This window comes from Sphingobacterium sp. UBA6317, assembly GCF_002440385.1.
GTDB classification, from domain to species: Bacteria; Bacteroidota; Bacteroidia; order Sphingobacteriales; family Sphingobacteriaceae; genus Sphingobacterium; species Sphingobacterium multivorum.
Map to the genome: position 1 here is coordinate 57,678 of NZ_DJTD01000010.1, position 25,240 is coordinate 82,917.

At 42.7% G+C, this 25,240-nt stretch carries 21 protein-coding genes; 12 read left to right on the plus strand and 9 right to left on the minus strand.

Annotated elements, in window-relative coordinates:
* Nucleotides 1–26 precede the first annotated feature (26 nt).
* The 4 genes from B3E92_RS02440 (at nt 27) to B3E92_RS02455 (ending at nt 4,048) form a co-directional block, all read left to right on the plus strand.
* Nucleotides 27–698: a hypothetical protein gene (locus B3E92_RS02440; protein ID WP_286895203.1), complete on the plus strand. Its 672-nt coding sequence runs from the start codon at nt 27–29 to the stop codon at nt 696–698.
* A 43-nt stretch (nt 699–741) separates the two neighbouring features.
* On the plus strand, nt 742–903 hold the full coding sequence (locus B3E92_RS02445) for a hypothetical protein (protein WP_156167749.1): 162 nt from the start codon (nt 742–744) through the stop codon (nt 901–903).
* A 21-nt stretch (nt 904–924) separates the two neighbouring features.
* A complete protein-coding gene (locus B3E92_RS02450; RefSeq protein ID WP_286895205.1) occupies nt 925–2,352 on the plus strand; it encodes a phytoene desaturase family protein in 1,428 nt (475 codons plus the stop codon).
* A gap of 1,102 nt (nt 2,353–3,454) precedes the next feature.
* Complete coding sequence (locus B3E92_RS02455) at nt 3,455–4,048, plus strand: TlpA family protein disulfide reductase (RefSeq protein WP_286895206.1); 594 nt, start codon at nt 3,455–3,457, stop codon at nt 4,046–4,048.
* 139 nt (nt 4,049–4,187) lie between these two features.
* Here B3E92_RS02455 and B3E92_RS02460 read toward each other — a convergent pair whose 3' ends face one another.
* The 3 genes from B3E92_RS02460 to B3E92_RS02470 form a co-directional block, all read right to left on the minus strand.
* Entirely contained in the window at nt 4,188–4,379 is a 192-nt protein-coding gene (locus tag B3E92_RS02460; protein ID WP_286895207.1) for a cold-shock protein, read from the minus strand.
* Between the two features lie 354 nt (nt 4,380–4,733).
* Entirely contained in the window at nt 4,734–5,792 is a 1,059-nt protein-coding gene (locus tag B3E92_RS02465; protein ID WP_286895209.1) for a 3-oxoacyl-ACP synthase III family protein, read from the minus strand.
* Nucleotides 5,793–5,936: 144 nt separating this feature from the next.
* Nucleotides 5,937–7,079, minus strand: a complete 1,143-nt coding sequence (locus B3E92_RS02470; protein WP_286895211.1) for a DUF4932 domain-containing protein — start codon at nt 7,077–7,079, stop codon at nt 5,937–5,939.
* Nucleotides 7,080–7,364: 285 nt separating this feature from the next.
* Here B3E92_RS02470 and B3E92_RS02475 point away from each other — a divergent pair, with 285 nt between their 5' ends.
* Nucleotides 7,365–7,493, plus strand: coding sequence for a hypothetical protein (locus tag B3E92_RS02475; RefSeq protein ID WP_286895213.1), 129 nt, complete (start codon nt 7,365–7,367; stop codon nt 7,491–7,493).
* A gap of 335 nt (nt 7,494–7,828) precedes the next feature.
* Here the strand turns inward: B3E92_RS02475 and B3E92_RS02480 are convergent, their stop codons facing one another.
* On the minus strand, nt 7,829–8,392 hold the full coding sequence (locus tag B3E92_RS02480) for a biliverdin-producing heme oxygenase (RefSeq protein WP_286769365.1): 564 nt from the start codon (nt 8,390–8,392) through the stop codon (nt 7,829–7,831).
* A gap of 251 nt (nt 8,393–8,643) precedes the next feature.
* Between B3E92_RS02480 and B3E92_RS02485 the strand changes: the two genes are divergently transcribed.
* Nucleotides 8,644–9,006, plus strand: a complete 363-nt coding sequence (locus B3E92_RS02485) for a helix-turn-helix transcriptional regulator (RefSeq protein WP_070566473.1) — start codon at nt 8,644–8,646, stop codon at nt 9,004–9,006.
* A gap of 18 nt (nt 9,007–9,024) precedes the next feature.
* Here the strand turns inward: B3E92_RS02485 and pdeM are convergent, their stop codons facing one another.
* From pdeM to B3E92_RS02505, 4 genes are read right to left on the minus strand one after another with little or no spacing between them, the layout of a single operon-like run.
* Entirely contained in the window at nt 9,025–9,687 is a 663-nt protein-coding gene (gene pdeM / locus B3E92_RS02490) for a ligase-associated DNA damage response endonuclease PdeM (RefSeq protein WP_286882909.1), read from the minus strand.
* Nucleotides 9,684–12,146 carry a ligase-associated DNA damage response DEXH box helicase gene (locus B3E92_RS02495; RefSeq protein ID WP_286895215.1) on the minus strand — a complete coding sequence of 821 codons (2,463 nt, stop codon included), beginning with the start codon at nt 12,144–12,146 and terminating at the stop codon, nt 9,684–9,686. The genes pdeM and B3E92_RS02495 overlap by 4 nt, the downstream gene beginning before the upstream one ends.
* Nucleotides 12,147–12,164: 18 nt before the next feature.
* A complete protein-coding gene (locus tag B3E92_RS02500) occupies nt 12,165–13,745 on the minus strand; it encodes an ATP-dependent DNA ligase (RefSeq protein WP_286895217.1) in 1,581 nt (526 codons plus the stop codon).
* A gap of 3 nt (nt 13,746–13,748) precedes the next feature.
* Nucleotides 13,749–14,750 (minus strand): ligase-associated DNA damage response exonuclease, encoded by a 1,002-nt coding sequence (locus tag B3E92_RS02505; protein ID WP_286895219.1) that lies wholly within the window; start codon nt 14,748–14,750, stop codon nt 13,749–13,751.
* A 144-nt stretch (nt 14,751–14,894) separates the two neighbouring features.
* Between B3E92_RS02505 and B3E92_RS02510 the strand changes: the two genes are divergently transcribed.
* The 5 genes from B3E92_RS02510 (at nt 14,895) to B3E92_RS02530 (ending at nt 21,623) form a co-directional block, all read left to right on the plus strand.
* Nucleotides 14,895–16,361: a response regulator gene (locus tag B3E92_RS02510; RefSeq protein WP_286895221.1), complete on the plus strand. Its 1,467-nt coding sequence runs from the start codon at nt 14,895–14,897 to the stop codon at nt 16,359–16,361.
* 7 nt (nt 16,362–16,368) lie between these two features.
* Entirely contained in the window at nt 16,369–19,971 is a 3,603-nt protein-coding gene (locus tag B3E92_RS02515) for a response regulator (RefSeq protein WP_286895222.1), read from the plus strand.
* Between the two features lie 13 nt (nt 19,972–19,984).
* Nucleotides 19,985–20,356, plus strand: a complete 372-nt coding sequence (locus tag B3E92_RS02520; protein ID WP_112374663.1) for a response regulator — start codon at nt 19,985–19,987, stop codon at nt 20,354–20,356.
* Nucleotides 20,357–21,187: a CheR family methyltransferase gene (locus B3E92_RS02525; protein ID WP_112374664.1), complete on the plus strand. Its 831-nt coding sequence runs from the start codon at nt 20,357–20,359 to the stop codon at nt 21,185–21,187. It begins immediately after the preceding gene.
* A 70-nt stretch (nt 21,188–21,257) separates the two neighbouring features.
* Nucleotides 21,258–21,623 carry a response regulator gene (locus B3E92_RS02530; RefSeq protein WP_070566459.1) on the plus strand — a complete coding sequence of 122 codons (366 nt, stop codon included), beginning with the start codon at nt 21,258–21,260 and terminating at the stop codon, nt 21,621–21,623.
* 141 nt (nt 21,624–21,764) lie between these two features.
* On the opposite strand, the gene B3E92_RS02535 is transcribed toward B3E92_RS02530, so the two are convergent.
* Nucleotides 21,765–22,514: an NUDIX hydrolase gene (locus tag B3E92_RS02535; RefSeq protein ID WP_112374665.1), complete on the minus strand. Its 750-nt coding sequence runs from the start codon at nt 22,512–22,514 to the stop codon at nt 21,765–21,767.
* Nucleotides 22,515–22,823: 309 nt separating this feature from the next.
* Between B3E92_RS02535 and B3E92_RS02540 the strand changes: the two genes are divergently transcribed.
* Nucleotides 22,824–25,136 carry a glycoside hydrolase family 3 protein gene (locus B3E92_RS02540; protein ID WP_286895224.1) on the plus strand — a complete coding sequence of 771 codons (2,313 nt, stop codon included), beginning with the start codon at nt 22,824–22,826 and terminating at the stop codon, nt 25,134–25,136.
* The last annotated feature ends 104 nt before the right edge of the window (nt 25,137–25,240 follow it).

Consider the following 25,240-nt stretch of genomic DNA (forward strand, 5'->3'; position numbering starts at 1 on the left):
GGATTACACTTAAATGCATACATGATATGAAAGATTTAAAACTATTGGTTAGTATTTTGTTAGCGGTAGCGGTATTGCTCAATATGACGAACTGCCAATCCAGACAGGACACCCAGGAAGCCGTAAAAAATAGTCAGGTTTCGTTTAAAAAGCAAGAAGGAGTGCGCTTTAAGCAGGAGCTCGAAAGCCTGAATAAAACGAATAAAGTGCCGGTACAGATTCCCGACAATCCGCGGATCGTTTATGCGACCGAACAGGATGTGCTGGAGCTGGAAAACGGCATTGTGCTGTTTGGATGGCCCAGTTGTCCATGGTTTCGCAATGCCATAACGCCATTGCTGGAATTTGCCCAGGAGGAAAAGGCGGCCATCTATTACCTCAATATCCACGATATCCGGGATCTCAAAGAGAAGGATAAAGAAGGTAAGGTGATCACAACCAAGGCTGGTAGCCCGGGTTACGAAGCTATCTTGGCCAAATTTCATGATATCCTCAATCCTTATACGGCTGTGAGCGTTGATTCCATCAAACGGATTTCTTCACCAACGGTATTATTTATTGAAAAAGGCAAAGGTGTGCATAAGGTTGTTTCCACGGTCGTATCGCAGACCGATCCGAAGGTCAAGCTCGATAGCACACAGCGACAGGAGTTAAAGCAACGGTATCGGGAATATTTTTTGGATGAACATACGATTTAAGACCAGCGTATTTCAACAGCATCGTAAATTAAATGGATAACATATGAAAAAAATAATCAATCTTGGACTTTTAGCATTTGTTTTAACGACATTTACAGTCTCCTGCGGATCTGCGGGCAAGAAAAAGGAAAATGGCAAAGCACAGTCGGATTCCACATCATCAAAAGGTTCAAAAAAGGATCAGCCCAATACGGGCTGCGACTAATAGGCTGTAACACGATAACACATGCGAAGATTTGACGCTATTATTATTGGCTCGGGACCGAACGGACTGGCGGCAGCCATTACCTTTCAGCAGCAGGGGCTCAGTACCTTGCTGATTGAAGGTGCTGATACGGTCGGTGGGGGAATGCGGACCAAGGAACTTACACTTCCGGGCTTCCGACATGATGTTTGTTCGGCAATCCATCCCATGGCCATGGCGTCGCCATTTTTCAGGGCTTTGCCTTTGGAAGCATATGAGCTATCGTTTGTGAAGCCGACGTATGCGGCGGCACACCCACTGGACAATGGGGAAACGGGAATTCTTTACCATAGTCTTGCCGAAACCATAAAAGGCTTGGGGCCAGATGGCGAAAGCTATCGCAAGCTGGTGGAAAAGGTCGCGACACATTGGGAAGACCTTGCTGCCGATATTATGGGGCCACTATCCTTGCCGAAGCATCCGTTACGGTTGGCTTCCTTTGGTCTGGATGCGCTTCAGCCGGCAAGTTGGACGGCAAAGCGTTTTGCCAGTGCACAGGCTAAGGCTCTATGGGCGGGAATGGCGGCCCATGGAATTCAGCCGCTAAGTAACTGGACAACTTCCGCTATTGCTATTGTGCTCGCGGCAGTAGGTAACACATATGGCTGGCAGATCCCCGTAGGAGGCTCGCAATCCATTGCCGATGCCTTATTAAGCTACTATAAATCCTTGGGCGGGGAGATCCAAACGGGCTTTTGGGTAGAGGACGTTCGCGATCTGCCCTCCCATAAAGTCCTGCTCTGCGATATCACGCCGCGGCAGTTGCTCGCCTTTAAAGGAATAGAACTGGGTAGCGCTTACCGCAGGCGCCTTGAAGGCTTTCGGCAGGGAATGGGGGTATTTAAAGTTGACTGGGCATTATCAGAAAAGACGCCCTTTAAAGACCGGCGCTGCCAGCAGGCTGCTACCGTGCACTTGGGCAATACCTATGCAGAAATTGCCGAGAACGAGCGACTAAGCCATCTTGGAAAGCAAGTGGACAAGCCTTTTGTGTTGTTTGCACAGCAGAGTGCATTTGATTCCAGCCGTGCTCCCGATGGAAAACATACGGGATGGGCATACTGTCATGTCCCCAATGGAAGTAGGGTCGATTATACCGAAGCGATCGAAAATCAGATCGAGCGCTTTGCACCGGGCTTTAAAGATACTATTCTGGCCAAGCATACCTTTTCTCCTGCAGCACTCGAGTCGTACAATCCCAATTACATCGGTGGTGATATCAATGGTGGGATTATGGATATTTCACAGCTGTACAGTAGACCTATATTGGCCCTAAACCCGTACCGTACCTCGGTCGACTCGATTTATCTCTGTTCATCGTCGACCCCTCCTGGAGGTGGGGTGCATGGCATGTGTGGTTATCATGCCGCACGTACGGCGCTCAAAGAACATTTTGGTTTAGTACTGTAAACGGCGCCGATTTAATCTTTTGCTGTCATTAGATTGAAGCAAAATTGCTATTTTATAGATCACAGTACCATATCATGTCTAGTCTAAAAATAAAATAAGGGGCCGGTTTAAATTTCGGCAGTATTTTTGCTGTATAGGGCTAGAAAACACCCCAAATAATATGTTGCATCAGGCCAAGATACTTTCTTGGCCTTTTGTATGTCCCCTCTTAAATAATAAGCATTCAATGTCCTACTTCAATACTTATGATGGCAATACCCGCTTCGATGTTGCTTTTTTATAGCTAATAAGAAATGGAGAAATAATGTAGTACGTACGGCAGGCATAAATGTAGGAAAAGCATTTTGCCCAGGATAAGTTGGGCTACTGAGTCAATGAAATGCCTAGCGCGCATGATGCAAAAAAGGGAAACTTTAAAACAGGCCAGGGAAGAGTTCATCGTGCATCGCAGGGCGAACCGCTGACGGATGGTACTCAATGGGCGAAGTTGATGTGCTATAAAGAGATTAATTTGTAACTATCTGTTTATATTAAACTATTTAAGTGGCTTATTGATATAGGATTATGTTTATATTATTTTGGTGTTATGTCAGTTTGGCAGATGCGTGAATCAACTCGCTGTTGGCTTTACAGGACTGCTTCGATTTCAGAAAGATGTGTTTCTTTAATAGGGTTGCCCTACATTTTCGAAGGAAAGAATGCAGTGAACTCGTACTTTATCTTGGCAGATAGGCAAAAGGACGGGGCCTGTTGGTTTTTTGTATACTGAACACCTTAATTTAGCTTTTGATAAAGTGGATTAGGGTATTGTTTTCGTGGTTGGATGTCCAGGTCACGTTATTATTTGATAGGGATATACATATAGTTCCATTACAAAAAATATGAGCCGTACAGCAAATAATTTGCAGTGGTGTTATTTTATGTATATATTCTAATTGCTTATATACAGCGTATTGTGGTTTTTATATTGATTAAAGGTATAGGTGGTGTTTTGGTTAATAAGGACGACTAATGTATCTTTTGGAAATTGTTGCGTAGGATGAAACGATCAAATGATTGTGGAAAAAAATGCATAAATTAGGGGAACTAAACAAGCTGTTTTATGAACATGAACTTTATTCCAAAAGCTTTCTTTCTATTTGCGCTCTGTCTGATCCATGTAATCGGTCATGCGCAAGAAAGCAACAACAATAAGAAATTGTGGGCAAAATCAATTTTGAATCAACAAGCGCCAAAACTGGAGGTGGAACAATGGCTGACTGATGTGCCGGATACAAAGGGTAAATTTATCCTCATTGATTTTTGGGCCACCTGGTGTGGACCCTGCAGGAAAGTTATTCCCGAACTCAACGAGTGGCATAAGAAGTATGGTGATAAACTTGTGATCATTGGCCTTTCGGATGAAAAAGCAGCGGTCATTAAAAAGGCGAAGGAGATTAAAATTGATTATTTTTCAGCGATTGATACGAAAGCGAAGTTGAAGAAACAGCTCGAAGTTCAGGGAATACCACATTGCATTCTAGTGGATCCTGAGGGAATTGTGCGTTGGGAGGGTTTTCCTACGTTGGAGGGGCATGAGCTAACCGATGATGTCGTTTCTAGTCTCATCAGAAAGTATTCGCGGAAGCGTGGGAGATTCAAAGATAGCAGTCCCTATTTTCTGCGGCAGGAAGAAGTGATGTTGGCTGGATTGTAAAAGTCTTCAGCAACCCAGATCGATAAATTCTCCGATTTTTAGTCGGTACTTGGGTAAAAAATGAATAAAAAAAGTGTAACGGTTGCCCGTTACACTTCGCAAGAAGATAAATAATTTATCTTCTTGTGTGTTTACTTAATTATGCGATACGTACGTTAACTGCATTAACGCCTTTTTTACCATTTTCTACATCAAATGTTACGCTGTCATTTTCGCGTACTTCGCTGATTAAACCAGATACGTGTACGAAAATGTCGTCTCCACCACCCGCAGGCGTGATAAAACCAAAACCTTTTGTTTGGTTGAAGAATTTAATAGTTCCTTCTTGCATTGTTTTATAAATTATATTAAAGTAATCTGTACTACACTATTGTGATAAATGAATATGAACAATAGTTAATCGATTTTTTGCAAGAAATGGGATCTGATTTTAATGATCTTGGATTGACTCAAGTCCAAAAAGGTCTTTACCTCCGTTTTGCTAACAAAAAAGCTTCTGAAAATGCGAAAACTGAGCAGTAAATAAAACTTGACGATTTCAGATAAGCAAAGGCGGAGCCGATTATAATCCAAATTTAAGTATAAATTATTGATATATACAGTGTTTTATTTTTTTTATATAAAATAAATTCTTATCACGCTTAAAACTTGCGATATACGAGCGGGGTCTATCGCCCCGGCAAAGCTATACGCGATAGACAAAAGCATTGATATTCATGCCCGCACCAACAGATGCAAATAGAATAATATCGCCTTCGTGCAAGGATTGGTTGTCTATCTGACCACGCGAAATAAGATCATAGAGCGTAGGAATGGTAGCCACACTACTATTTCCTAAGATATGGATGGTCATCGGCATAATGTCGGGTGGTGGAACTGTATCGTATAGGGCATAGAATCTCATGAGAATGGCTTCGTCCATTTTCTCGTTGGCTTGGTGGATCAGTATTTTTTTGATTGCTGTGATATCGAGATCTGCTTTTTGGAGGCAGGCTTGCATGGCTAAGGGAACTTTGCTGAGGGCAAATTCATAGATTTTACGCCCTTTCATTTTGATATAGCGGATATCAGGATCCTGCTCTTGTTGATACGAGCTTCCAAAGTTGAGATATTCAGCTTCCTCAAGCGCATAAGTTGCGCTTTCATACGATAGGAGCCCTTGTTCTGTGGTGCTGCCTTCGACGACGACAGCACCGGCGCCATCCGCATAAATCATCGAATCCCGGTCAAAAGGATCTATAACACGGGAAAGCGTTTCTGCGCCAATGACCATACAGCGCTTTGCCATACCCGATTTAATGAAAGCGTTGGCATGCAATACGCCTTCGTTCCAGCCGGGACAGCCAAACAGTAAATCATAAGCCACACATTTGGGATTACTGATCCCTAACTTTTTTTTCACTCTGCTCGCTAAACTTGGTACAGTATCCGATTGGATTTTGCCGGATGGCACATTGCCATAATTATGCGCAACAATAATATAATCCAAGGTTTCGGCATCAATGTCTGCGTTTTCAATGGCAAGTTGACCAGCTCGGAAAGCAAGGTCTGAAGCCACCTGGTCAGCGTCGGCGTAGCGACGTTCCTCAATGCCGGTGATTGCTTTAAATTTTTCTATGACAGAAGCCGGTTGTTTAAATGGCTGCCCATTTTCATCCAAAAAAAGATGATCGGCAAAATCTGCATTGGTTATTTTATGGGGTGGAATATAACTGCCAGAACCGATAATTCTAATATTCATCATTGTTTCTCCGTACGTATTGTGTTTAAATATATTTCGACGATCATCCCCTTATGCTATGCTGAATCCTTATGGTCGTATACATTCACATTTTTGGCGGCCTATTTCCTTCTCAGCTTTAATTTACTAAATATTATCGGGATAGCGTTAATTTTCTTTCTCGCACCAGTCCAGCAGTGGTTTGTATAAGCCCTGAATATCTTTCGGGTTGTTGTCCTTATAAAGGCGAAATAATTCGGCGTTAAATTCATCTGCTTTGGGAAAACCTTTCTTATTGACCATCATATCATTGACGTTTTCAACTATCTGTCCAAAAAGATCGTGATCTTCTCCAAACTTGTCGTAACAATATAAAATGAAAAGTCCCCAGGTTAAATATTCATCGAATACTTTTACCGGAGTCGGATAATGAACCGTACTTTTGTTCGCTGAATCTACCCATACTTCCCTGTTATTGAAAATTGCATCAATCTGTTTTTTGTTTTTTTCGCTCAATGGACCTACGTAGTTGTGGTCTATCTCTGTGAAAATGATGCGTGTATTGAAGGCTTTTTTGAATTTGGGGCTCCAGGATTCATCTTCGCGAAGGGTTGGTAAAAAAAGCAGAATTTCTTTGAAACCTTTGTACTTGAAGGTGTGGGTCGCATTCATTCCGGCAATCAGGGGGGAGGTCAATACACGGTAGCTATTGATTGTATAATCGAATTTATGTTCTAACCATTCTTTCTGCTCGGCAATGGAAGCATACTCCTGATATGCTGTACGAAGGCTGTCGTAATAGGTTTGATGCGCTTTGTAGAATGCCCGGTATCCACTCTGTTTGGCAAATTCTTCCAGATCGTTTTTGTAGCCGGGGATGGGATTTGATTTGACCTGATAATTTCCCACTCCTCTCGCTGGAAAAATATAGATGTTGGTAGGTACTAATTGATCGTTTTTAAATTTAAAGCCATATACATTGGCCGCTAAGAGGAAATAGTTGGTTAGATTCTCTCGCAGCTGCTGATCAAATTTCTTTACGATAGGCAAATTGGAAAATGGGGTAAAATGTGCTTTGACCTCCTCAAAATACGCTGTATTTTGCTTGGTCATGTTTGGGTTTTCCTTACCAAAGTCAGTTATTGCAAAGATAATATAGATGAGTTCCTGCGCCTCATTGATCTCAACAGTTGTCTTGCCATCGTTTTGGGCAATATAGGCTTTGCTAAAATCGACGTCTTTTTCCTGACACATGGCTCGGCTGGCCATTAAGCCAAAGCATATTAGAATAAAAAGGAGTTTTCTTTTCATCGTATCGTTAGTTCATGTAATTATTGATAGGACATGTTGGTGATAACGTAACGTTTTTACTGTTAATTGTCATGTCTGAATGGGGATTTCACTATGAGATGAAATTTTCCCGACTGCAATTATAGGGAGATTTCTGCTTGTTTTATAATAAAATTTGTACAATAAGGAATGAATTCGGGTAATTGAAGAGGCTCTATATCATCAATAGCAAATAAATAACTTGCCAGGTTATCAGCCATAAGGGGTTGGAGCTGTATCACACAGTGGTTACAAAAGTACAAGGTGATGGACAAGCCGGTATGGGGGGCAGATTCGTACCTGCTTCGTACCTTATTCGGATGCGATACAGATATTGTACAGGTGCTGAACAGATATTGTCCAGACCCTGAACAGGAATTACCTGGTCGGAATTAAGTCAATAATGATCACGAGATTGTTGAACTCCGAAGGTGGTCCGAACACAATACGAACACAACATGAAGACATTGGCGCTCGAGGTAAAAAAACACAGGCTAGCCTGGGCTAAAAAAGATGCACTCATCTGATGCATTTTTTGTGCGATAGAGGAATGCTTCTTTTTTTGTGTTAAATAGATATGCTACAGGACTTCGCTGCGAAAAAGAATACAGCGAGCCATACAAGTCCTTTAACCAGAAAGAAGAGAAATGCTCCAATTCCGGCACGCTTAAGCCATTTAGATTTATTGTCTTTTTGCTCCATTTATGGGATTAAACACGAACACTCCAATTTTAGTTCGCACTGGCAATAGGAGTGAATACTTCGCCAAAGTTATAAAAAGTTTGGTTTGCAATCTCTACTGCTCGATCATAAGTTGCCGGATCTTCGGAATATTTGTTCAATACTGTTGTAAAACCAGCCCACATGTCACGGCTATTTTCGCCATAACCTTCGAAGAAAGAAGTTCCTTTGGTAACGCCATATTTATTGAGCATCTGCACGATATATGGGCCGCCCATGATTGAACCTTCCAAAACATATAATGATGCAAGTGCTTCCTGTACATTGGCTACCGCTGGAGCGTTTGCTTCTGGAAGGTTGTCTACGTTACCACCCAAAGCTTCGATGTCGCTTTTAATGTACGATGAATTACGGCGTTCGGCCAAATCTGGCAATACTTCTGCGGTTACAAAAGGAGCGATGCGATCTTCTACAGCACGGAAATAAGCATAGAAGCCTTTCAATACTTCTGCGTAATCTGCTTCTGAACGAATATTTTTCAATTGGCGCACGATCGTTCCTTCTACGTTTTGGTGAGCTGCGTGCGTTTGCTCTTTGATATGTTGACTTAACATGTTCTTGTTTTTATTTATAACGATTCTATACAAAGATTCGTATTTATTCCTACAAATGTATGCTGTTTTCTGCTTTATCATCTATGAAAAGTGGTTTAAATTTAAATAGGAGTATAACAAAATCCAGCTTCAATAAGTTGCTCACTTTAACCTAAAGTTTGTTTTCAGTAGCAAATTTTCGTCTACCGGCGTCGGAAAATAAGTCGTGGATGAAATTGCTTTGATCCGTAGGTTTCCTACAATATCTTTTAATGCTGCTGCAAGCCAGGCTTCCTTTGGATCTACGGGATGGCGGGAGCTTTCGAGTGCAAAGGTTGGAGATGGCACGGCAGATTCTTGAACAGCGTATTGCCAATCCGCCGACGCAAAAAGAACTGGCCGCGGAGGTGCTAACCAGTGAAAGCAAATTGCGTAAGGACTTTAAGGAATATTTTTCAGTGACCATTCACGACTACCTTACACGAGTGCGGATGGAAAAAGCCAAAAGTTATCTGCTCGAAGATAAAATGACTGTCTATGAGGTGGCCTTGTTGACGGGCTATGGTCACCAGAATAATTTTAGCAGTGCTTTTAAAAAATATTACGGAATCTCTCCCGGGGAGCTCAAGATGTAATATAAACTGCTGCTTGGATTAGTTTCTTGTGATCGGGAAGATATGATCGTCCGAAATAGCATAACTTTGATATAGGGAAGACAGGTCTTTGCTGTCCAATCCCGTAAAAGTACTAAAAGCGGGAAGGATAATCTGATGAGTAGATACCAGAAAACAGGGTAAGCGAACCTTCCGTTTCGGTGGAATAACCAGGCTGATACCCGGATGGATATGTCCACTAATCCGAAATGAAGAGGAATCTGCTGCATCAGCGGGATGGTGCTTAAATTGGATTTGTTGCATTTCGAAAGCTTCTTTGTGATGCACTATACCGAAGCGAATGCCCATTTGTTGCGATAGGCGGTCGTGATTGCCTTTGACAAGATGAAGGTGGAGCTCAGGGTGGCGTTGTCTGAATGATTCCAGTAAAAGTACTTCCTGATTGATGCCGGCATGAATGAGATCGCCGACAACGATGACTTGCTTAGCTTGATAGTACGCTATTAGGGATTCTAATCGAGTAAGGTCCGTTATGGCAGTATCCATCGGGATAGCAATGCCATGCTTCCTGAAATGTGCCGCTTTACCCAGATGTAGGTCAGATAAGATTAACGTTTTTTGATCTTTCCAGTATATAGAGCGTTGTGTGTTAAGGGTTAATTCCTGTTTATTGAATGTAATTGTTTGTTCTCCGATTTTCATTTTCTGCGCTTCTTTTTTTGAGCATTGGTCTTTTCCATGCGTTGAATCCGTTCAATCAAGGCTTCGCTCGACAGGGATTGCCGGAGGCTATCCACTTTTATCGGAAAGCTCAATGGCGTATACTCTTCGACAAAGGTATAACGTATTTTGCTCTGATTGATCCTTTCGAATGCATTTATTAACCGATGTTCTTCCAGTTGCTGGTTGAACACTTCGGTAAAAGCCTGTTTGAGCAAAAGATTAGTGGGATCGTGTTCCATCAATACGCGGAAAATAATCCCTGACGAGGCCTGTAATGATTTGTTGTTTTGCTGGGTGCCCGGATAGTTCTGCACAACCAGTCCCGAGATGACGGCGATATCCCTAAATTTGCGACTGGCCATTTCTGCCGAGTTAATACTACTGATCACATCTTCCATCAAATTGCTGCGGCTCAATACCTGTTCGAGCTGCATTTGACTGAGCTGAATTTCCTTATCGGAATAGAGTTCGAAGCCATAGTCGTTCATGGCCATGGAAAAGCTGATCGGGTACAACTTGCTGATGCGGTAGGCGACAAGCGCTGCCATGACTTCATGGATCAATCGGCCTTCCAAGGGGTAGAAAAATAGATGATGACCTTCTCTGGTTTTGATATGTTCGACGAGGAATTCCGCTTCACTTGGCACGGCTGAAAGTTCAGCCTGTTTTTTGATCAGTGGCGCCAGGAAATGAAGCTCTTTTTCACTGGAAGGAGCGCTGGCTGCTGCAGCCAATTTTTTTCTCAGGAAATGGCTCAAATTGGACGATAAGGGAAGTCTGCCACCGAGCCAGCTTGGAGTAATGGCTTTACCCGACGAATTTCTTACGAATACGGTCATTTCCTTGACCATCGCTACTTCGAGTATCCGCCCCGCAAGGATAAAGCGTTCACCTTTTTTTAGTTTGCTAATAAAATATTCTTCGATCATGCCGATGTAACCACCGGAGAGAAACTTCACGCGCATCATGGCATCACCGACAATGGCACCTATATTGAGTCTATGGAGCAGTGCAAGACGACGGTTTTTGATGATCCATTTGCCATCTTCATCTTGGATAACCTTGTGAAATTCTTCGTAGCGTTTTCCAATTTTTCCACCCGCGGTAATAAAATACATACACCATTGCCATTCTTCCGTTTCCATGTAGTGAAAGGCATGGGTATTGGCGACGATTGCATGCAGTTCTTCCGAACGAAATCCACCGCCCAAGGCGATGGTTACCATGAATTGAACGAGCACATCGAAGGTCTGAACCATGGGATCCCGGTTTTCGATCGTCTGCGTTTTTACTGCCTCCTTCAAGGCGGCGACCTCGATGAGCTCCAGGGAATGTGTGGGGACGAAATAGATCGTGGACGTTTCAAATGGACTATGTCCACTTCTTCCAGCGCGTTGCATAAATCGAGCTACACCTTTACTGGAGCCAACCTGTATGACTGTATCTACAGGTTTGAAATCTACCCCTAAGTCCAAGGAGGAGGTTGACACGACCGCTTTAAGTTTGCCGCTGCTGAGATTGTCTTCGATCCATTCGCGGATATGGGCGTCAATGGAGCTGTGATGCAAGGCGATTTGTCCAGCAAAATCGGGGTGAGCCTGCAGCAGCAATTGGTACCACATCTCACTTTGGCTCCGTGTGTTGGTAAAGAGGATCGTACTTTTACTGGCAAGTATAATCGGGACGACCTGATCTACGAGGTTGCCGCCGAGATGCCCTGCCCAGGGAAGCAGTTCCACTGTGCTGGGGAATATCGGTTTGATGGCAATTTTCTTTTTCTCCTTGGCAACAATCTGGATACGTTTTGCAGCTTGTGGAAGCAAAACTTCCATCGCTTCTTCAAGGTTTCCGATGGTGGCTGTGATACCCCAAACGCGTAGGTTTTTTATATATGCTTTCAGAAAGGAAAGTGCCAGTTCGACCATTACGCCGCGTTTGTTGCCCATGAGCTCGTGCCACTCGTCAACCGTCACACATCGGAGATTTTTAAAATATTTATCGCGTTGTTTTTGAGCAAGCAGTAAGTGCAGGCTTTCTGGAGTAACGAGTAAAACGTCAGGCATGGAGCGGGTTTGCTGCGCTTTGATCTTGGGATCGGTGTCACCATTACGCACCTGTACGATCCAGTCGAGTCCAATTTCGTCTATTGCTGTTTGCATGGCCCGCGCCAGATCTTTGGCCAAAGAGCGTAGGGGTGTAATCCAAAGGAGCTTTAGGCCCTTTTGATAGTGTTCCGGATGATTGAGGAAGTCCATTAGTACGGCCATAAAAAGGGAGAAAGTCTTCCCAAACCCTGTAGGCGCGATGACCAGCCCGCTATATCCTTGCGCATATTTTTCCCAGGCCTTGGTCTGGAAGCTAAAAGGGGCGTTTCCCTGCGACTTAAAATAATCACTGATTATTCGAAAACCGTCACTATATGCTATTTTTTCGTTCAATGTGTATGGGACTATGCCTTATTGTATCAACTTTTTAATATCTTCAAGACTATCGATCTCTGCGGCGGTCTTGTCTTTTCGCCAGCGTAATATCCTCGGAAAACGTAGTGCGACACCCGATTTATGACGTTTGCTGTATCCAATGCCTTCAAAGGCAATTTCAAAAACTAGTTCAGGTTTAACGGTTCTTACGGGGCCGAATTTCTCTAAAGAATTTTGTTTCACAAAGCGGCTAACTTCTAGAATTTCCTTGTCTGTAAGACCTGAATAGGCTTTTGCGATCGTTACAAGCTTATCATCATCCTTTACGGCAAAAGTATAATCGGTATAATGGGCACTTCTGCGGCCACTTCCTTTCTGTGCATAAATGAGGACAGCGTCTATACTCATGGGGTTTACCTTCCATTTCCACCAGTCGCCTTTTTTGCGGCCGGCATGATAAGCGGAGTCCTTTTTCTTGAGCATAAGTCCTTCACTGTTGACCTCGCGCGAATTTGCCTGTATGTCTTGTAGCGCGGGCCAATCTGCTGCATGTATCAAAGGTGACAGCTCTAAAGCACCTAGAGGATTTGCAGCATAGCACTGTTCGAGCAACGTACGTCTGGACGTGAGAGGCTTATTGCGCAGATCGATGCCATCCAGTTCGACAATATCATAAAGGTAGACTGAAATAGGTACTTCTTCACGCAGTGACTTTGGAATGTTCTTTCGGTTGATTCGTTTTTGCAGTTCGGAAAAGTTGAGGATACGGCCGTCTCTGACAGCTAGGATTTCGCCATCAAGCACAAAATTTCCTTTCCACTGATGGAGGGCCTCGGTAATTTCAGGGAACTGCGCTGTCACGAGTTCCTCTCCGCGAGACCAGATATGTATTTCATCTTCGCGCTTGATGAGCTGGCCACGTATACCGTCCCATTTGTATTCTGCCTGCCATTCGTTGAGAGAGCCTAGGTCTTCGGGGGCCTTTTCTAAAGGATAAGCAAGGCAGAATGGATAAGGTTTGGAGCGGTTGGTATCGCTGTAAGCGCCATTGACGAGTTTGTCGAATTCTACCGCATGCGGATTCCATTCGCCCATGATACTATGCGCTACAGCGCTTGCTTCAGTGTTGGTATACTGCGCGATTGTATTGATTAATCCCTTATCGGAAACTCCCAGTCTAAAGCTGCCGCCGAGCAGTTTATTGAAAATGAAACGCTCTACGGTATTTAGTGCATTCCAGGAATGAAGGACAAAAGCCTTTTTTTGGGCTATACTGTCATCCCGGATGGCAATGATCTCGTCCATCCATTCACTCAGGCTTTTTTCGATCTGCTGTGATGGTGGTGGGAGCAGCAACGATAAGGTCTCGGCCAGATCGCCTACGGCAGCATACGATTCTATAAATAACCATTCAGGGATTCCGGTGATTTCTAAGGCCCATGTTTTAAGATCCTTGATCGCGATGCTTCGTTTTGGTCTTTTACCGGTCATCAGGGCAAGAAACCAAAGTTTGTCTTTTTCGGAAGCCTGATTGAAAAAAGTTAAAATAGCTTCTTTTTTCGAATTGGTCTTATTGCTGCTGTCAAGCGCATGGATCAATGTAGCAAATTCTTTCATAGGCTATTCTGTGGTTTGGCTTTGAGGGTCCTCTTCATCTCCGTATTGCGTTTTAACTTCTTCGGCCTCAATACCGATTTCATTCAGATATTTGGCAAATGTTGCTGTCTGTCCGTGTGTGACATATACTTTTTCGGCAGCGCTACCACGTACCGCCTGCAATAAGCCCTGCCAGTCGGCATGATCGCTGATCGCAAAGCCGGCATCAGCGCTGCGCCATCGCCGTGCCCCACGGATTTGCATCCATCCGGAGCAGATCGCATGGGCAACATGCGGTATTTTCTGTAGAAGCTGGCTGTCTAGCAGAGCAGGCGGTAGCAGCACAATTTGATTGTCAAGCTGTTTGAGCTCCGATTTTAAATCGGCGATGCGGTAATTTGGCAATTTTATACCTGCCTGACTATAGGCTTCGTTCAGCTTGGCAATGCTGTAATGAACGTATACGGGACCCATCTCATGAACAGCGTTGAGAATGCGCTGCGATTTTCCAAGGGAATAACCGATAAACACAGAGGTTTTGTTGTTGCTCTGATTGGTTTTAATCCATGTCTGTAGGCTTTCATTTTGCGCTTCTACGGAATCCCAACGGTAAATAGGGAGGCCGAATGTACTTTCTGTAATAAGTTCATGGCACTTTATGGGTTCGAACGGTGTAGATAAACCATCGTCCTGAATCTTGTAATCACCCGTAAAAACCACAACTTTACTTTTATGTTCCAGGCGTATCTGTGCAGAGCCAATGATATGGCCAGCTGGATGTAAGGAGACCCTGACTCCATTGATGTATACCGCTTCGTTGTAGCTAAGACCTTGAACCTGAATGTCTGGACCTATGCGACTTCGTAGGATATTGACCGTAAAATGGTGGCATAAGTATTTCTTCATTCCCCAATGGGCATGATCTGCGTGACCATGGGAGATGACTGCCAAATCAACTGGCTGCCATGGATCAAGATAAAACTTGCCCGGAACACAGTAAATACCTTTTGATGTAAAACTTATCATTATTCATTAAAACAGGGTTTCGTGGGCTAAAGTTTTACTTATTTGCTGTCTTTTCAATTTACTGTTGTCTTTGCGTATTAATGTTGTGGGTATTCAGTTAATTTTTTTAGATTTGTTAACCTTGATGCTAATTTTTAATACACTATGATATTAATTGTCGATGATAATCCGGATAATATTTACTCTTTACAAAAATTGCTGGAATCCAAGAATTTTGAAGTTGATACCGCTCATTCTGGGGAAGAAGCTTTAAAAAAGATCCTAAAAAATAATTATGCATTAATCATATTGGATGTTCAAATGCCGGATATGGACGGCTTTGAAGTCGCCGAGAATATCGCCGGTTTTAGTAAGACAAAGGAAACACCGATCATATTTTTGTCTGCGGTCAATACAGATAAAAAATTTATTACGAAAGGCTATGATTCCGGTGGTTTGGATTATGTCACCAAACCTGTTGATCCGGATATTCTAATGCTGAAAGTCAAGACGTTTTATCGCCTTTATGAGCAGACGCAGGCATTGAAAGATGTTCAGCAGACCTTGGAGCTTGAAGTGGAACGACGAAAGCAGGCGCAGCAGGAGCTTCGGTCTAAGTTGGACTATTTACATACGCTTTTGGAGTCGCTTCCTCAAATTGCATTTACTTGTGACAAGAGCGGTAATATTGATTTTGTCAATGGCCGTTGGTTTGAATTTTCTGATGATGCCACTATTTTTCCGCAGACTTACCCTGGTGACCGGCCTATCGCTGCCGCGCTTCACGGTAGCCTTCAGTCAGGTGAACCTTTGGAGATGGAAGTCCGTTTGAAAAAGACCCATTGTGGAGAGTATTCATACCAATTGTTGCGGGTGTGGCCAATCTTGCAAAATAGTGAAAGCAACTGGATAGGAACTTTCACCGATATTGACGCACAAAAGCGGGCGGAAAAAGAGAAAGATGAGTTTCTGAGTATTGCCAGTCATGAGTTGAAAACACCGTTGACAAGTATAAAGGCCTATATGCAATTGCTTGACCGCAAGTTGAAACTGGAAGAGGAAAGTGCTGAAGCAAGGTATGTTCATCGGGTGCAAGGACAAATAGATAAACTCAACAGCCTTATATCGGATCTTTTGGATCTATCAAAAATTGACAATGGGAAGTTGCTTATCAATAAAAAAGTATTCTCACTTGAGCATATGGTAAAAAGTGCGGTTGATTCCATTGTTCAGACGCATGACCAAAGCAGCATGAAGCTTATTCGAACCGGTGATATCACAGCGGTACAAATATACGGTGATGAGATCCGTCTTGAGCAGGTATTGGTTAATTTCTTGACGAATGCATACAAATATGCGGCGGGCACGGAAAAAGTCATTGTAGATTGTACGGTTGTCGACGATGCTGTGAAGATCAGTGTAATCGACTTCGGCATCGGGATACCCGTGGAAAAGCAAGCTGATGTTTTTGAGAAATTTTATCGTGTGGAAGAAACATCATTTGACTTTCAAGGGCTCGGGATAGGCCTTTACATCTGCGCCGAAATTATACGAAGCCATCAGGGAACGATTGGTGTAGAGAGTTCGGGCGAGCGTGGTGCAACCTTCTATTTTACCTTACCCTTAAATTAATTTAAGAATGCCAAATAGTAAGACACTCAATAATCTAACGTGGGGGATCGGTTTTTCATTAGTCGTGCTGCTTATTAGTTCTACAGCATCCTACATTGGTATACAGGAGCAAAATAGGCATCGCCAAGAACTTGCTGTAACAAGAAAAATAATCAGCACTTCAACTAGTTTACTAGCTTCGTTACAAGGTGCTGAAACTGGAAACCGGGGCTTTCTTCTGACTGGTAAAGAAAGCTATTTAGAGCCTTTTAATAATGCCTTGGAAAGTTTGCCCAAAGAATTGCAGGAGATAGAAGCCCTCACCAAGCAGGATCCGGTGCAGAAGGTTCGAGTAGACAGTCTTGTAATTGCAGCAAAATGGCGGCTCGACATTTTAAAGGAATCAGTTGCAACGAAGAGAAGGGGCGGCGTGTTCGGCTTAGCACAATTGGATGAGAGTAAAATGGCTATGGATAAGTGCCGTGCAATTATCAAGGATATTAATCAGTATGAGGACGATAATATCGATAGGAAATCGGCTAATTTGGATAATTCTTCGTTTATCACAACCTTGTTTATTGTTATCAGTGCCTTACTTTCTCTTATTATTACCAGCTATTTTTATTTTAGGCTACGTGCCGACTTCTTGAAGCGTGCAGCACTCGAGAAATCATTACGTGAGAAGGATGAAGGTATTTCTAGGCGCTTAAATTTGGTTCAGAAGATTACCAATCGAATCGCATTGGGGGATTATGATGTCAAGGCAGAGGAGGTCGGAGACGATGATCTCGGTGAAATTGCGAAAGCCGTCAATAGGATGTCGAAGGCGTTGAAAAAATCATTTGAACAGCTAACAGATAATGATTGGCTTCATGCTGGATATGCTAAACTTTACACTGGATTGATGGGAAATAAGAGTGAGCAAACAATTGCTGCAGATTCCATCAAAAGTCTTGTGGATTATACCGGTGCTATCAGTGGCGCGATCTATATTTTTAACGATGACAAGTTGGAACTTTCAGGAGCATATGGTTTGGATATGCAGACACAGCGATATTTTTTGCCGGGAGAAGGCTATATTGGGCAGGTATTTGTTGACCGGGAATCTAAGACACTTCATAATCTGAATGCAAGGGATTACGTGGTTAGTTTTGCCAATGGAAAGATCCATATGCAGCATATTATTTTCTTACCGATGCTGGTTGATGATCAAGTCCTGGGCGTATTGGAAGTTGGTCAGATGGATAGTTTCACTGCGGTAGAACAAACATTTTTGACTGAATGTGCCCGACAGATTGGGATTGCACTAGTTTCAGCAAAAGGAAGGGCAAAAATCCAGACATTGCTGGAGGAAACACAGGTACAGTCTGAAGAGCTATTAACACAACATGCCGAGCTTGAAAGTTTAAATACTGAATTGGAGGCGCAAACATTGCGTTTGCAGTCTTCAGAGGAAGAGCTTAAAGTACAACATGAGGAACTGATGCAATCCAATCAAGAATTAGAGGAACGCTCGCGATTGCTTGAAGATAAGAACTTAATGATTGCCGAACGGAATCAGGAAATTCAACAGAAAGCCGAAGAGTTGGCGTTGAGTACTAAATATAAATCCGAATTTTTGGCTAATATGTCCCATGAACTCCGTACACCGCTCAACTCGATATTACTGCTATCGCGTTTGCTATCGGAGAATGTAGAGGAAAACTTAAATTCAGATCAGATTGAATCAGCTAAAGTCATTCAAAGTTCAGGGACGAGTTTGTTAACCTTGATCGATGAGATTTTGGACCTATCGAAAATTGAGTCCGGTAAAATGACCTTAGATTATGCGTCGTTGGATCTGCATGATATTTTGTCCGATTTGAATAGCCTGTTTTTACCCATTGTAAAGGAGAAGGGGTTGGCTTTTAAGACGACTGTCAGTGCTAAGATCGCACCTCGCTTTGAGGGAGATCGGCTTCGCATCGATCAGGTACTCCGTAATTTGATTTCAAATGCGATTAAATTTACCAAAGAAGGCGAAGTACGTCTGGAAATCTATGAAGATCCAAGTGATCACGATCGATTGGTATTCGCTGTTGTCGATTCGGGTATTGGTATACCACTTGAAAAGCAGAAAATTATTTTTGAAGCCTTCCAACAAGCTGATGGCTCGACGAGGCGGAAGTTTGGCGGTACTGGCCTAGGACTTTCTATTAGCCGGGAGATTGCACGTTTGCTTGGTGGAGAGATCAGATTGGAAAGCGAAGTGGGTAAAGGTAGTACCTTTTTGTTCATTATTCCGAAGTCCAAAGTTGAAGTCAAAGAGATATTGACCAAGGAGCAGCAATTGGTTGAGGAGATATCTTCGGAAGTAGAAGAGGTGATTGAGATTGTTAAAGAAGATACCTATAATCCGGTCACAATTAGGATCCCCGAGGAGATTCCAGATGATCGAGATACGGTTGCAGAGGGAGACAAGGTGATTTTGATTGTGGAGGATGATGTTAATTTTGCCAAGGCACTCTTGAAATATACACATACACAAAACTATAAAGGTGTAGTTGTTGTTCGTGGTGATCATGCACTCCCTGCAGCACAGAAGTATCATCCAGCTGCTATTCTGCTCGATATTCAATTGCCAATCATGGACGGATGGGCTGTCATGGATCAATTGAAGGGCAATAAGGCTACGCGGCACATTCCGGTTCATATCATGTCTTCGCTTGAGGTGAAGAAAGAAAGTTTATTAAAAGGAGCAATCGACTTTATTAATAAGCCTGTTGCGTTGGAGCAAATGACTTCGGTATTCCAAAAAATTGAATCTGCCTTAAGCCGTTCACCGAAGAAGGTACTTATTGTTGAAGAAAATCCAAAGCATGCCAGTGCACTGTCTTATTTCTTAAGTAGTTTTAATATATCACTTGAAGTAAAAGATAATGTAGAGGAAAGTATTACTGCTTTACGCACGGCAGATGTGGACTGTGTGATTCTGGACATGGGGGTTCCTGATGAAATGGGCTACCATACGTTAGAAGCAATCAAACAACATGAGGGATTAGAGAACCTGCCGATCATTATCTTTACAGGCAAGAACCTGTCTAAGGCTGAAGAGTTGAAAATTAAGAAATACGCAGACTCCGTTGTTGTAAAGACGGCCCATTCTTATCAACGGATTCTAGATGAGGTCGGCTTGTTTCTTCATTTGATTGAGGTTAATAATTCAGACGACGCCAGAAGGAAGAACAATGGGCTTGGAGCTTTGACCGATGTATTGAAGGGCAAGAAGGTCCTTGTTGCTGACGATGACGTCAGGAACATCTTTTCAATAACCAAAGCATTGGAGAAATTTCAAGTAAAAGTAATTCCTGCAATGGACGGTAAAGAAGCGTTGGAAGTATTGACATCAGGAGAACCTATTGATATTGTATTGATGGATATGATGATGCCAGAGATGGATGGCTATGAGACTATTAGGAATATCAGGCAACATGTTGATTATGCAAGATTACCAATCATCGCTGTTACGGCGAAGTCGATGATCGGCGACCGAGAAAAATGTATTCAGGCAGGAGCTTCGGATTATATCTCGAAGCCGGTAGATATCGATCAGCTCTTGTCTTTATTGCGTGTGTGGTTATATGAAAATTGAGGACAACTGATATATGGATCAGAATAAGGTAATATTAATTGTGGACGACGATCAACGCAATATTTTTGCATTGCGTTTGACGTTGAAAGCGAAGGGATATCAAGTATTGAGCAGCACGAGTGCGAGCGAGGCTATCGAGATCTTGGAGACGAATAAAGGTGTAGCGCTGATATTGATGGATATGATGATGCCAGAAATCGATGGCTATGAGGCGATTCAGCTGATCCGCAATTCGAGTTTGCTGGGCAAAATTCCAGTTATTGCCGTGACAGCGCAAGCGATGAGTGGAGACCGTGAGAAATGCTTGGAAGCTGGAGCCCAGTCGTATGTCTCGAAACCGATTGATGTCGATAAATTGATAGGTGAAATTGAACGGTTAATCTAAATGTTGGGCTATAGTATCATAAAAGACCATGAAATAGATATTTTGCTTGAAGATATCTATCGCGACTACGGGTATGATTTTTTGCAGTATAGCCGTGCATCGATGAAGCGGAGGATTAATCGGCTTATGACGAATGACCGTTTGGCAAGTTTTGCTGAACTTCGTTTTGTATTAAAAGACAACCCGGCATTTTTGCAGCATTTTGTTGAAGAGATTACTGTTAACTTGACCGAGATGTTTCGAGATCCCTTATTCTTTCGTCAACTGCGGGAGGAAATTCTCCCTCAATTGGGGACATATCCATTGATCCGTGTATGGATTGCAGGATGCTCCACAGGAGAGGAAGCTTATTCGATGTCCATTTTGCTAAAAGAGGCTAATCTGTATCACAAGTCATTGATCTATGCAACGGATATTAATCCTCGGGTACTCGATATTGCCCGAAATGGTGTATATCCATTGAGCCAGATAAAATCTTTTTCCGAAAATTATATAGAATCTGGAGGAAAACAGGACTTTTCGAAATATTACACAGCAAATTATGAATGGGCAAAATTCGATGCCGATCTTAAGCAAAAAATGATTTTATCTACCCATAATCTGGTATCAGACACATCATTTAATAGCTTTCAATTAATCCTTTGTCGGAATGTTTTGATCTATTTTAATAAAGATTTGCAGGAGCGTGTTTTTAAATTATTTGACGCGAGTCTAGAAAATTTAGGATATTTGGCATTAGGTAGTAAAGAAACCATACGATTTTCAGGTATTCAGCATAACTTTACAGCTGTAGGGGATCAAAAAATTTGGAAAAAACTTTATACCTTATAGGGGATTGCAGGCAGGCATGAATCTTTTGTGCCTCATGTAAAACAATGACGGTATATATAAACTATTTTCTATGAGTAAAACAAAAACGGTGTTGATATTTGAGGACGATACCATTATTTTGGAGGTTATAACGGTTGTTTTGACAGATTTGGGGTTTCACGTTGAAGTTTCGGAAACTTCACATGATATTATCCAAAAGGTGGAATCTGCAGAGCCCGATCTTGTTTTAATGGATAACTGGATTCCAAACATCGGTGGGGTTGAAGCAACCAGATTGCTTAAATCAGATCAGCGTTTTAGCCATATTCCCGTAATTTACGTGTCGGCAAATAACGATATTCAATCCCTGGCAGATCGTGCCGGAGCGGATGATTTTCTATCTAAACCTTTTGATTTGGAAGATTTGGAAAATATTGTCAATAAATATATTGTATAGATCAATTTAAGGTTAGACTTAAAGGCTGCAAATCTCCGGTTCTCGCAGGTTAGTTTAGTCGATGGAAGTATGCTGGTCTATTCCAGCATCAATTAGCTTTTGATCTATTATGTATTTGGTAAAAATGTATCGGTGATCTGACTACCAGGTATTTAGACCTTCCTGTAAAATAGTGTTATAGGTCTCCACGTTGAATTTATAGAGATCAGGAGCTTTATGGGCTCCGCCTTTCCGCTGTTCGTCAAGTTTTTGGAGGATACCCATATTTTTCATTTTACGATAAAAATTGCCACGATTAAGTTTCTTACCAAGCACTGTTTCATAGAGTCCTTGCAGGTCGGTCAGCGTAAACTTGTCTGGTAGCAAATTGTATCCTATTGGTTTATAAGAAAGCCGCTCGCGAAGAGTCCGGAGAGCCTTGTTGATGATTTTGCGATGATCCATGGTGATATTGAGCTCAGTGATGTCCCTAAAGTCGATCCACTGACAAGTCTCACTTAAGGAATCAGGTTGAGGAATTACGTGTTTGTAGTTTACCAGCGCGTAATAACCAATTGAAATAAATCGCTGTTTGTTCCACAATGTGTCTGGGTAATCTGCAAAGGATTGCTGGCTGCGCTGTGGGCATCCAAATACCGCAAATTCTTCCAAGAATATATCCTTCACACCTGAGCGTTCATAAAGTACGCGTTTGACCGCCTCGTCCGTATCTTCCTCTTTTCCTACATAGCCACCAGGCAGAAACCATTCTTTATTATAATTCATTTTTAGCAAAAGGATTCTCAAGGAACCTTGGTCGAAGCCAAAGACGACGGTATCCACAGAAATGTGAGGTAGAAATTTTTCATAGCTCTCTGCTGATGCGTTAATTAGCTGTGTTCTGAAATCCATATAACTGCTGTCTTGGGGTTAATATTACAAAAAAATATCGCAATGGGAGGTAAGTTGCCGGATAAAACTCGAACAATTCCTTATGCAAAAATTACATAAGGTGCTTTTTTGATAAATCAATTTACTGGTAATTAGTTGTTTGTGTTATTTTGTTGATTTTATTTTGTAATTGAACAAAAAGATTGTACACTTGTATTGCTTCATTATGAAGCAATGTAAATAACTGATTATAAAGTGTTAAGCCAAATGTTTTATTAGCCTTCAGGCGAATGTTTGACTACGAACTCATGTATTAAACGAACAGATTTTATGAATGTAAGAAACCTACTATTCGCTTCATCTTTCAGTCTATTTTTAACTTTTTCAGCACAAGGCCAAGTTTATCAAAAGATTGAGAATCAGTATGGCCCTGTTTTGGGGTATTCAACAACTTCGGGCGTGAAGATCCTAAATATTGCTGGAAATAAATTTAAGGATCTCAATCGAAATGGAAAATTAGACCGTTATGAAGACTGGCGTTTGACAGCAGAGGAGCGAGCCAAGGATCTCGCCTCAAAATTGTCTGTTGATCAGATTGCTGGGCTTATGTTGTATAGCAGGCATCAAGCTTTACCGGCACCGGCCTTTGGATTTATGGGAGGCACTTATCAAGGAAAAAACTATCAGGAAGGTCTAGTTTCACCTTGGGCTCTGACCGATCAGCAGCGTGAGTTTCTGGAGAAAGATGGGCTGAGGCATGTCCTGTTGACAGCAGTAAAAGATCCGGAGACCGCTGCCCGCTGGAATAATGAGTTGCAAGGTTTTGTGGAAGGCTTGGGATGGGGGATTCCGGCGAATAATAGTTCCGACCCACGTCATAATGCTGTTGTCAGTGCAGAGTTCAACGCTGGGGCAGGGGGGCAAATTTCAATGTGGCCGGATGGGCTTGCGATGGCGGCGACATTCGATCCAGCTATCGTCAAACGTTTTGGGCAAGTAGCGGCTTCGGAATATCGATCCTTGGGCATCACGACGGCATTATCACCACAGATAGATTTGGGTACTGAACCGCGTTGGTATCGTATCGGTATGACTTTTGGAGAGAGTCCCGAGTTGACAACAGCGATGGCTAGAGCTTATATCGATGGTTTTCAGACATCGAGTGGAAAAGACGAAATTGCCTTAGGCTGGGGCTATAAGAGTGTCAACGCTATGGTGAAACATTGGCCCAGTGGGGGGCCAGAGGAAGGTGGTCGGGACGGCCATTGGGCTATTGGAAAATTTGCGGTATATCCTGGGGATAACCTGAAGCAACATATTATGCCATTTGTCAATGGAGCTTTCCAATTGACTGGAAAGACGAGCAAGGCAGCCGCAGTTATGCCTTATTATACGATTTCTTTTGGTCAGGATAAGAAAAATGGTGAAAATGTGGGAAATGGTTATAGCAAATATTTGCTTACAGACTTGCTGCGTGGTACTTACGGTTACGATGGTGTGATCTGTTCGGACTGGTTGATTACGGGGGATGAAGCACCTAAGCCTGATGGATTTGCAGGCAAACCCTGGGGGGTAGAACAGTTGTCGGTGGCAGAGCGCCATTATAAGGCATTAATGGCAGGCATAGATCAATTTGGAGGCAATAACGATAAGGCTCCTGTATTGGCCGCTTATGAATTGGGCGTGAAAGAGCACGGACAGAAATTTATGCGGCAACGGTTCGAGGCTTCTGCCAGAAGGCTTCTGTTGAATATTTTCCGAGTAGGACTATTTGAAAATCCCTATTTGGATGTCAAGCAGAGCCAAGCTACCGTTGGAAATCCGCTCTATATGAAGGAGGGCTACGAGGCACAGGTGAAGTCAGTTGTTTTACTAAAGAATAGTGATCAGCAATTGCCTATTCGTGGACGGAAGAAAGTTTATGTTCCGAAGATGTATAGTGCAGCAATGAAAGATTGGTGGGGAAACTATACACCGGCACGATTGGAATACCCTGTCAATATTGATCTCTTGCGGAAATATGCAGATTTAACCGATAACCCTAGTGAAGCTGACCTTGCAGTCGTGTTTGTACAGAGCCCGATCAGTTCCGAAGGTGGATATAGCGAAAGAGATCGCAAGAATGGTGGAAATGGCTATGTTCCGATTTCCTTGCAGTATGGCACTTATACAGCCTCAGATGCACGAGCGGAGAGTATTGCCGCAGGTGATCCTATAATCGATCCATCGATTAAGAATAGGTCTTATAAGAATAAAATGGTGACTGCTGCGAATGTGATGGATCTTCAAACGATATTGGATACGAAGGATATGATGAAGGGGAAACCTATTTTGGTGTCTGTGACAGCAAACAAGCCCATGGTATTTGCCGAGTTTGAAAAGGAGGTATCAGGTATTATTCTAAATTTTGGTGTATCAACACAGGCTGTATTGGATGTTATGTTTGGAAAGTACGAACCTTCCGGTCTATTGCCTGTTCAAATGCCCGCAAACATGGCTACAGTTGAGAAACAAGCTGAGGACGTGCCTTTTGACATGGAAGTCTATGTTGATCAAGCAGGACACGCCTACGATTTTGGTTATGGTTTAAACTGGTCGGGAGTCATTAAAGATAAACGCGTAGGAGCGTTTGTGAGGAAATAATAGGGGCAATTTAAAAATGAGAAGGGGAGATAGGTTCAAGCTTGCGTATGTATCGTGGATATTTTGAGATTGATGTATAAAAGTATCCGGCCTATGAACTACAG

Excerpts from the sequence above, each read along its gene's own strand:
- B3E92_RS02485 (WP_070566473.1), top strand. The coding sequence starts at position 8,644 with ATGCTGCTGCAAGCCAGGCTTCCTTTGGATCTACGGGATGGCGGGAGC.
- B3E92_RS02450 (WP_286895205.1), top strand. The coding sequence starts at position 925 with ATGCGAAGATTTGACGCTATTATTATTGGCTCGGGACCGAACGGACTG.
- B3E92_RS02440 (WP_286895203.1), top strand. The coding sequence starts at position 27 with ATGAAAGATTTAAAACTATTGGTTAGTATTTTGTTAGCGGTAGCGGTA.
- B3E92_RS02480 (WP_286769365.1), bottom strand. The coding sequence starts at position 8,392 with ATGTTAAGTCAACATATCAAAGAGCAAACGCACGCAGCTCACCAAAAC.
- B3E92_RS02540 (WP_286895224.1), top strand. The coding sequence starts at position 22,824 with ATGAATGTAAGAAACCTACTATTCGCTTCATCTTTCAGTCTATTTTTA.
- B3E92_RS02505 (WP_286895219.1), bottom strand. The coding sequence starts at position 14,750 with ATGATAAGTTTTACATCAAAAGGTATTTACTGTGTTCCGGGCAAGTTT.
- B3E92_RS02535 (WP_112374665.1), bottom strand. The coding sequence starts at position 22,514 with ATGGATTTCAGAACACAGCTAATTAACGCATCAGCAGAGAGCTATGAA.
- pdeM (WP_286882909.1), bottom strand. The coding sequence starts at position 9,687 with ATGAAAATCGGAGAACAAACAATTACATTCAATAAACAGGAATTAACC.
- B3E92_RS02500 (WP_286895217.1), bottom strand. The coding sequence starts at position 13,745 with ATGAAAGAATTTGCTACATTGATCCATGCGCTTGACAGCAGCAATAAG.
- B3E92_RS02460 (WP_286895207.1), bottom strand. The coding sequence starts at position 4,379 with ATGCAAGAAGGAACTATTAAATTCTTCAACCAAACAAAAGGTTTTGGT.
- B3E92_RS02445 (WP_156167749.1), top strand. The coding sequence starts at position 742 with ATGAAAAAAATAATCAATCTTGGACTTTTAGCATTTGTTTTAACGACA.
- B3E92_RS02475 (WP_286895213.1), top strand. The coding sequence starts at position 7,365 with ATGGACAAGCCGGTATGGGGGGCAGATTCGTACCTGCTTCGTACCTTA.
- B3E92_RS02455 (WP_286895206.1), top strand. The coding sequence starts at position 3,455 with ATGAACATGAACTTTATTCCAAAAGCTTTCTTTCTATTTGCGCTCTGT.
- B3E92_RS02520 (WP_112374663.1), top strand. The coding sequence starts at position 19,985 with ATGGATCAGAATAAGGTAATATTAATTGTGGACGACGATCAACGCAAT.
- B3E92_RS02470 (WP_286895211.1), bottom strand. The coding sequence starts at position 7,079 with ATGAAAAGAAAACTCCTTTTTATTCTAATATGCTTTGGCTTAATGGCC.
- B3E92_RS02525 (WP_112374664.1), top strand. The coding sequence starts at position 20,357 with ATGTTGGGCTATAGTATCATAAAAGACCATGAAATAGATATTTTGCTT.
- B3E92_RS02465 (WP_286895209.1), bottom strand. The coding sequence starts at position 5,792 with ATGATGAATATTAGAATTATCGGTTCTGGCAGTTATATTCCACCCCAT.
- B3E92_RS02510 (WP_286895221.1), top strand. The coding sequence starts at position 14,895 with ATGATATTAATTGTCGATGATAATCCGGATAATATTTACTCTTTACAA.
- B3E92_RS02515 (WP_286895222.1), top strand. The coding sequence starts at position 16,369 with ATGCCAAATAGTAAGACACTCAATAATCTAACGTGGGGGATCGGTTTT.
- B3E92_RS02530 (WP_070566459.1), top strand. The coding sequence starts at position 21,258 with ATGAGTAAAACAAAAACGGTGTTGATATTTGAGGACGATACCATTATT.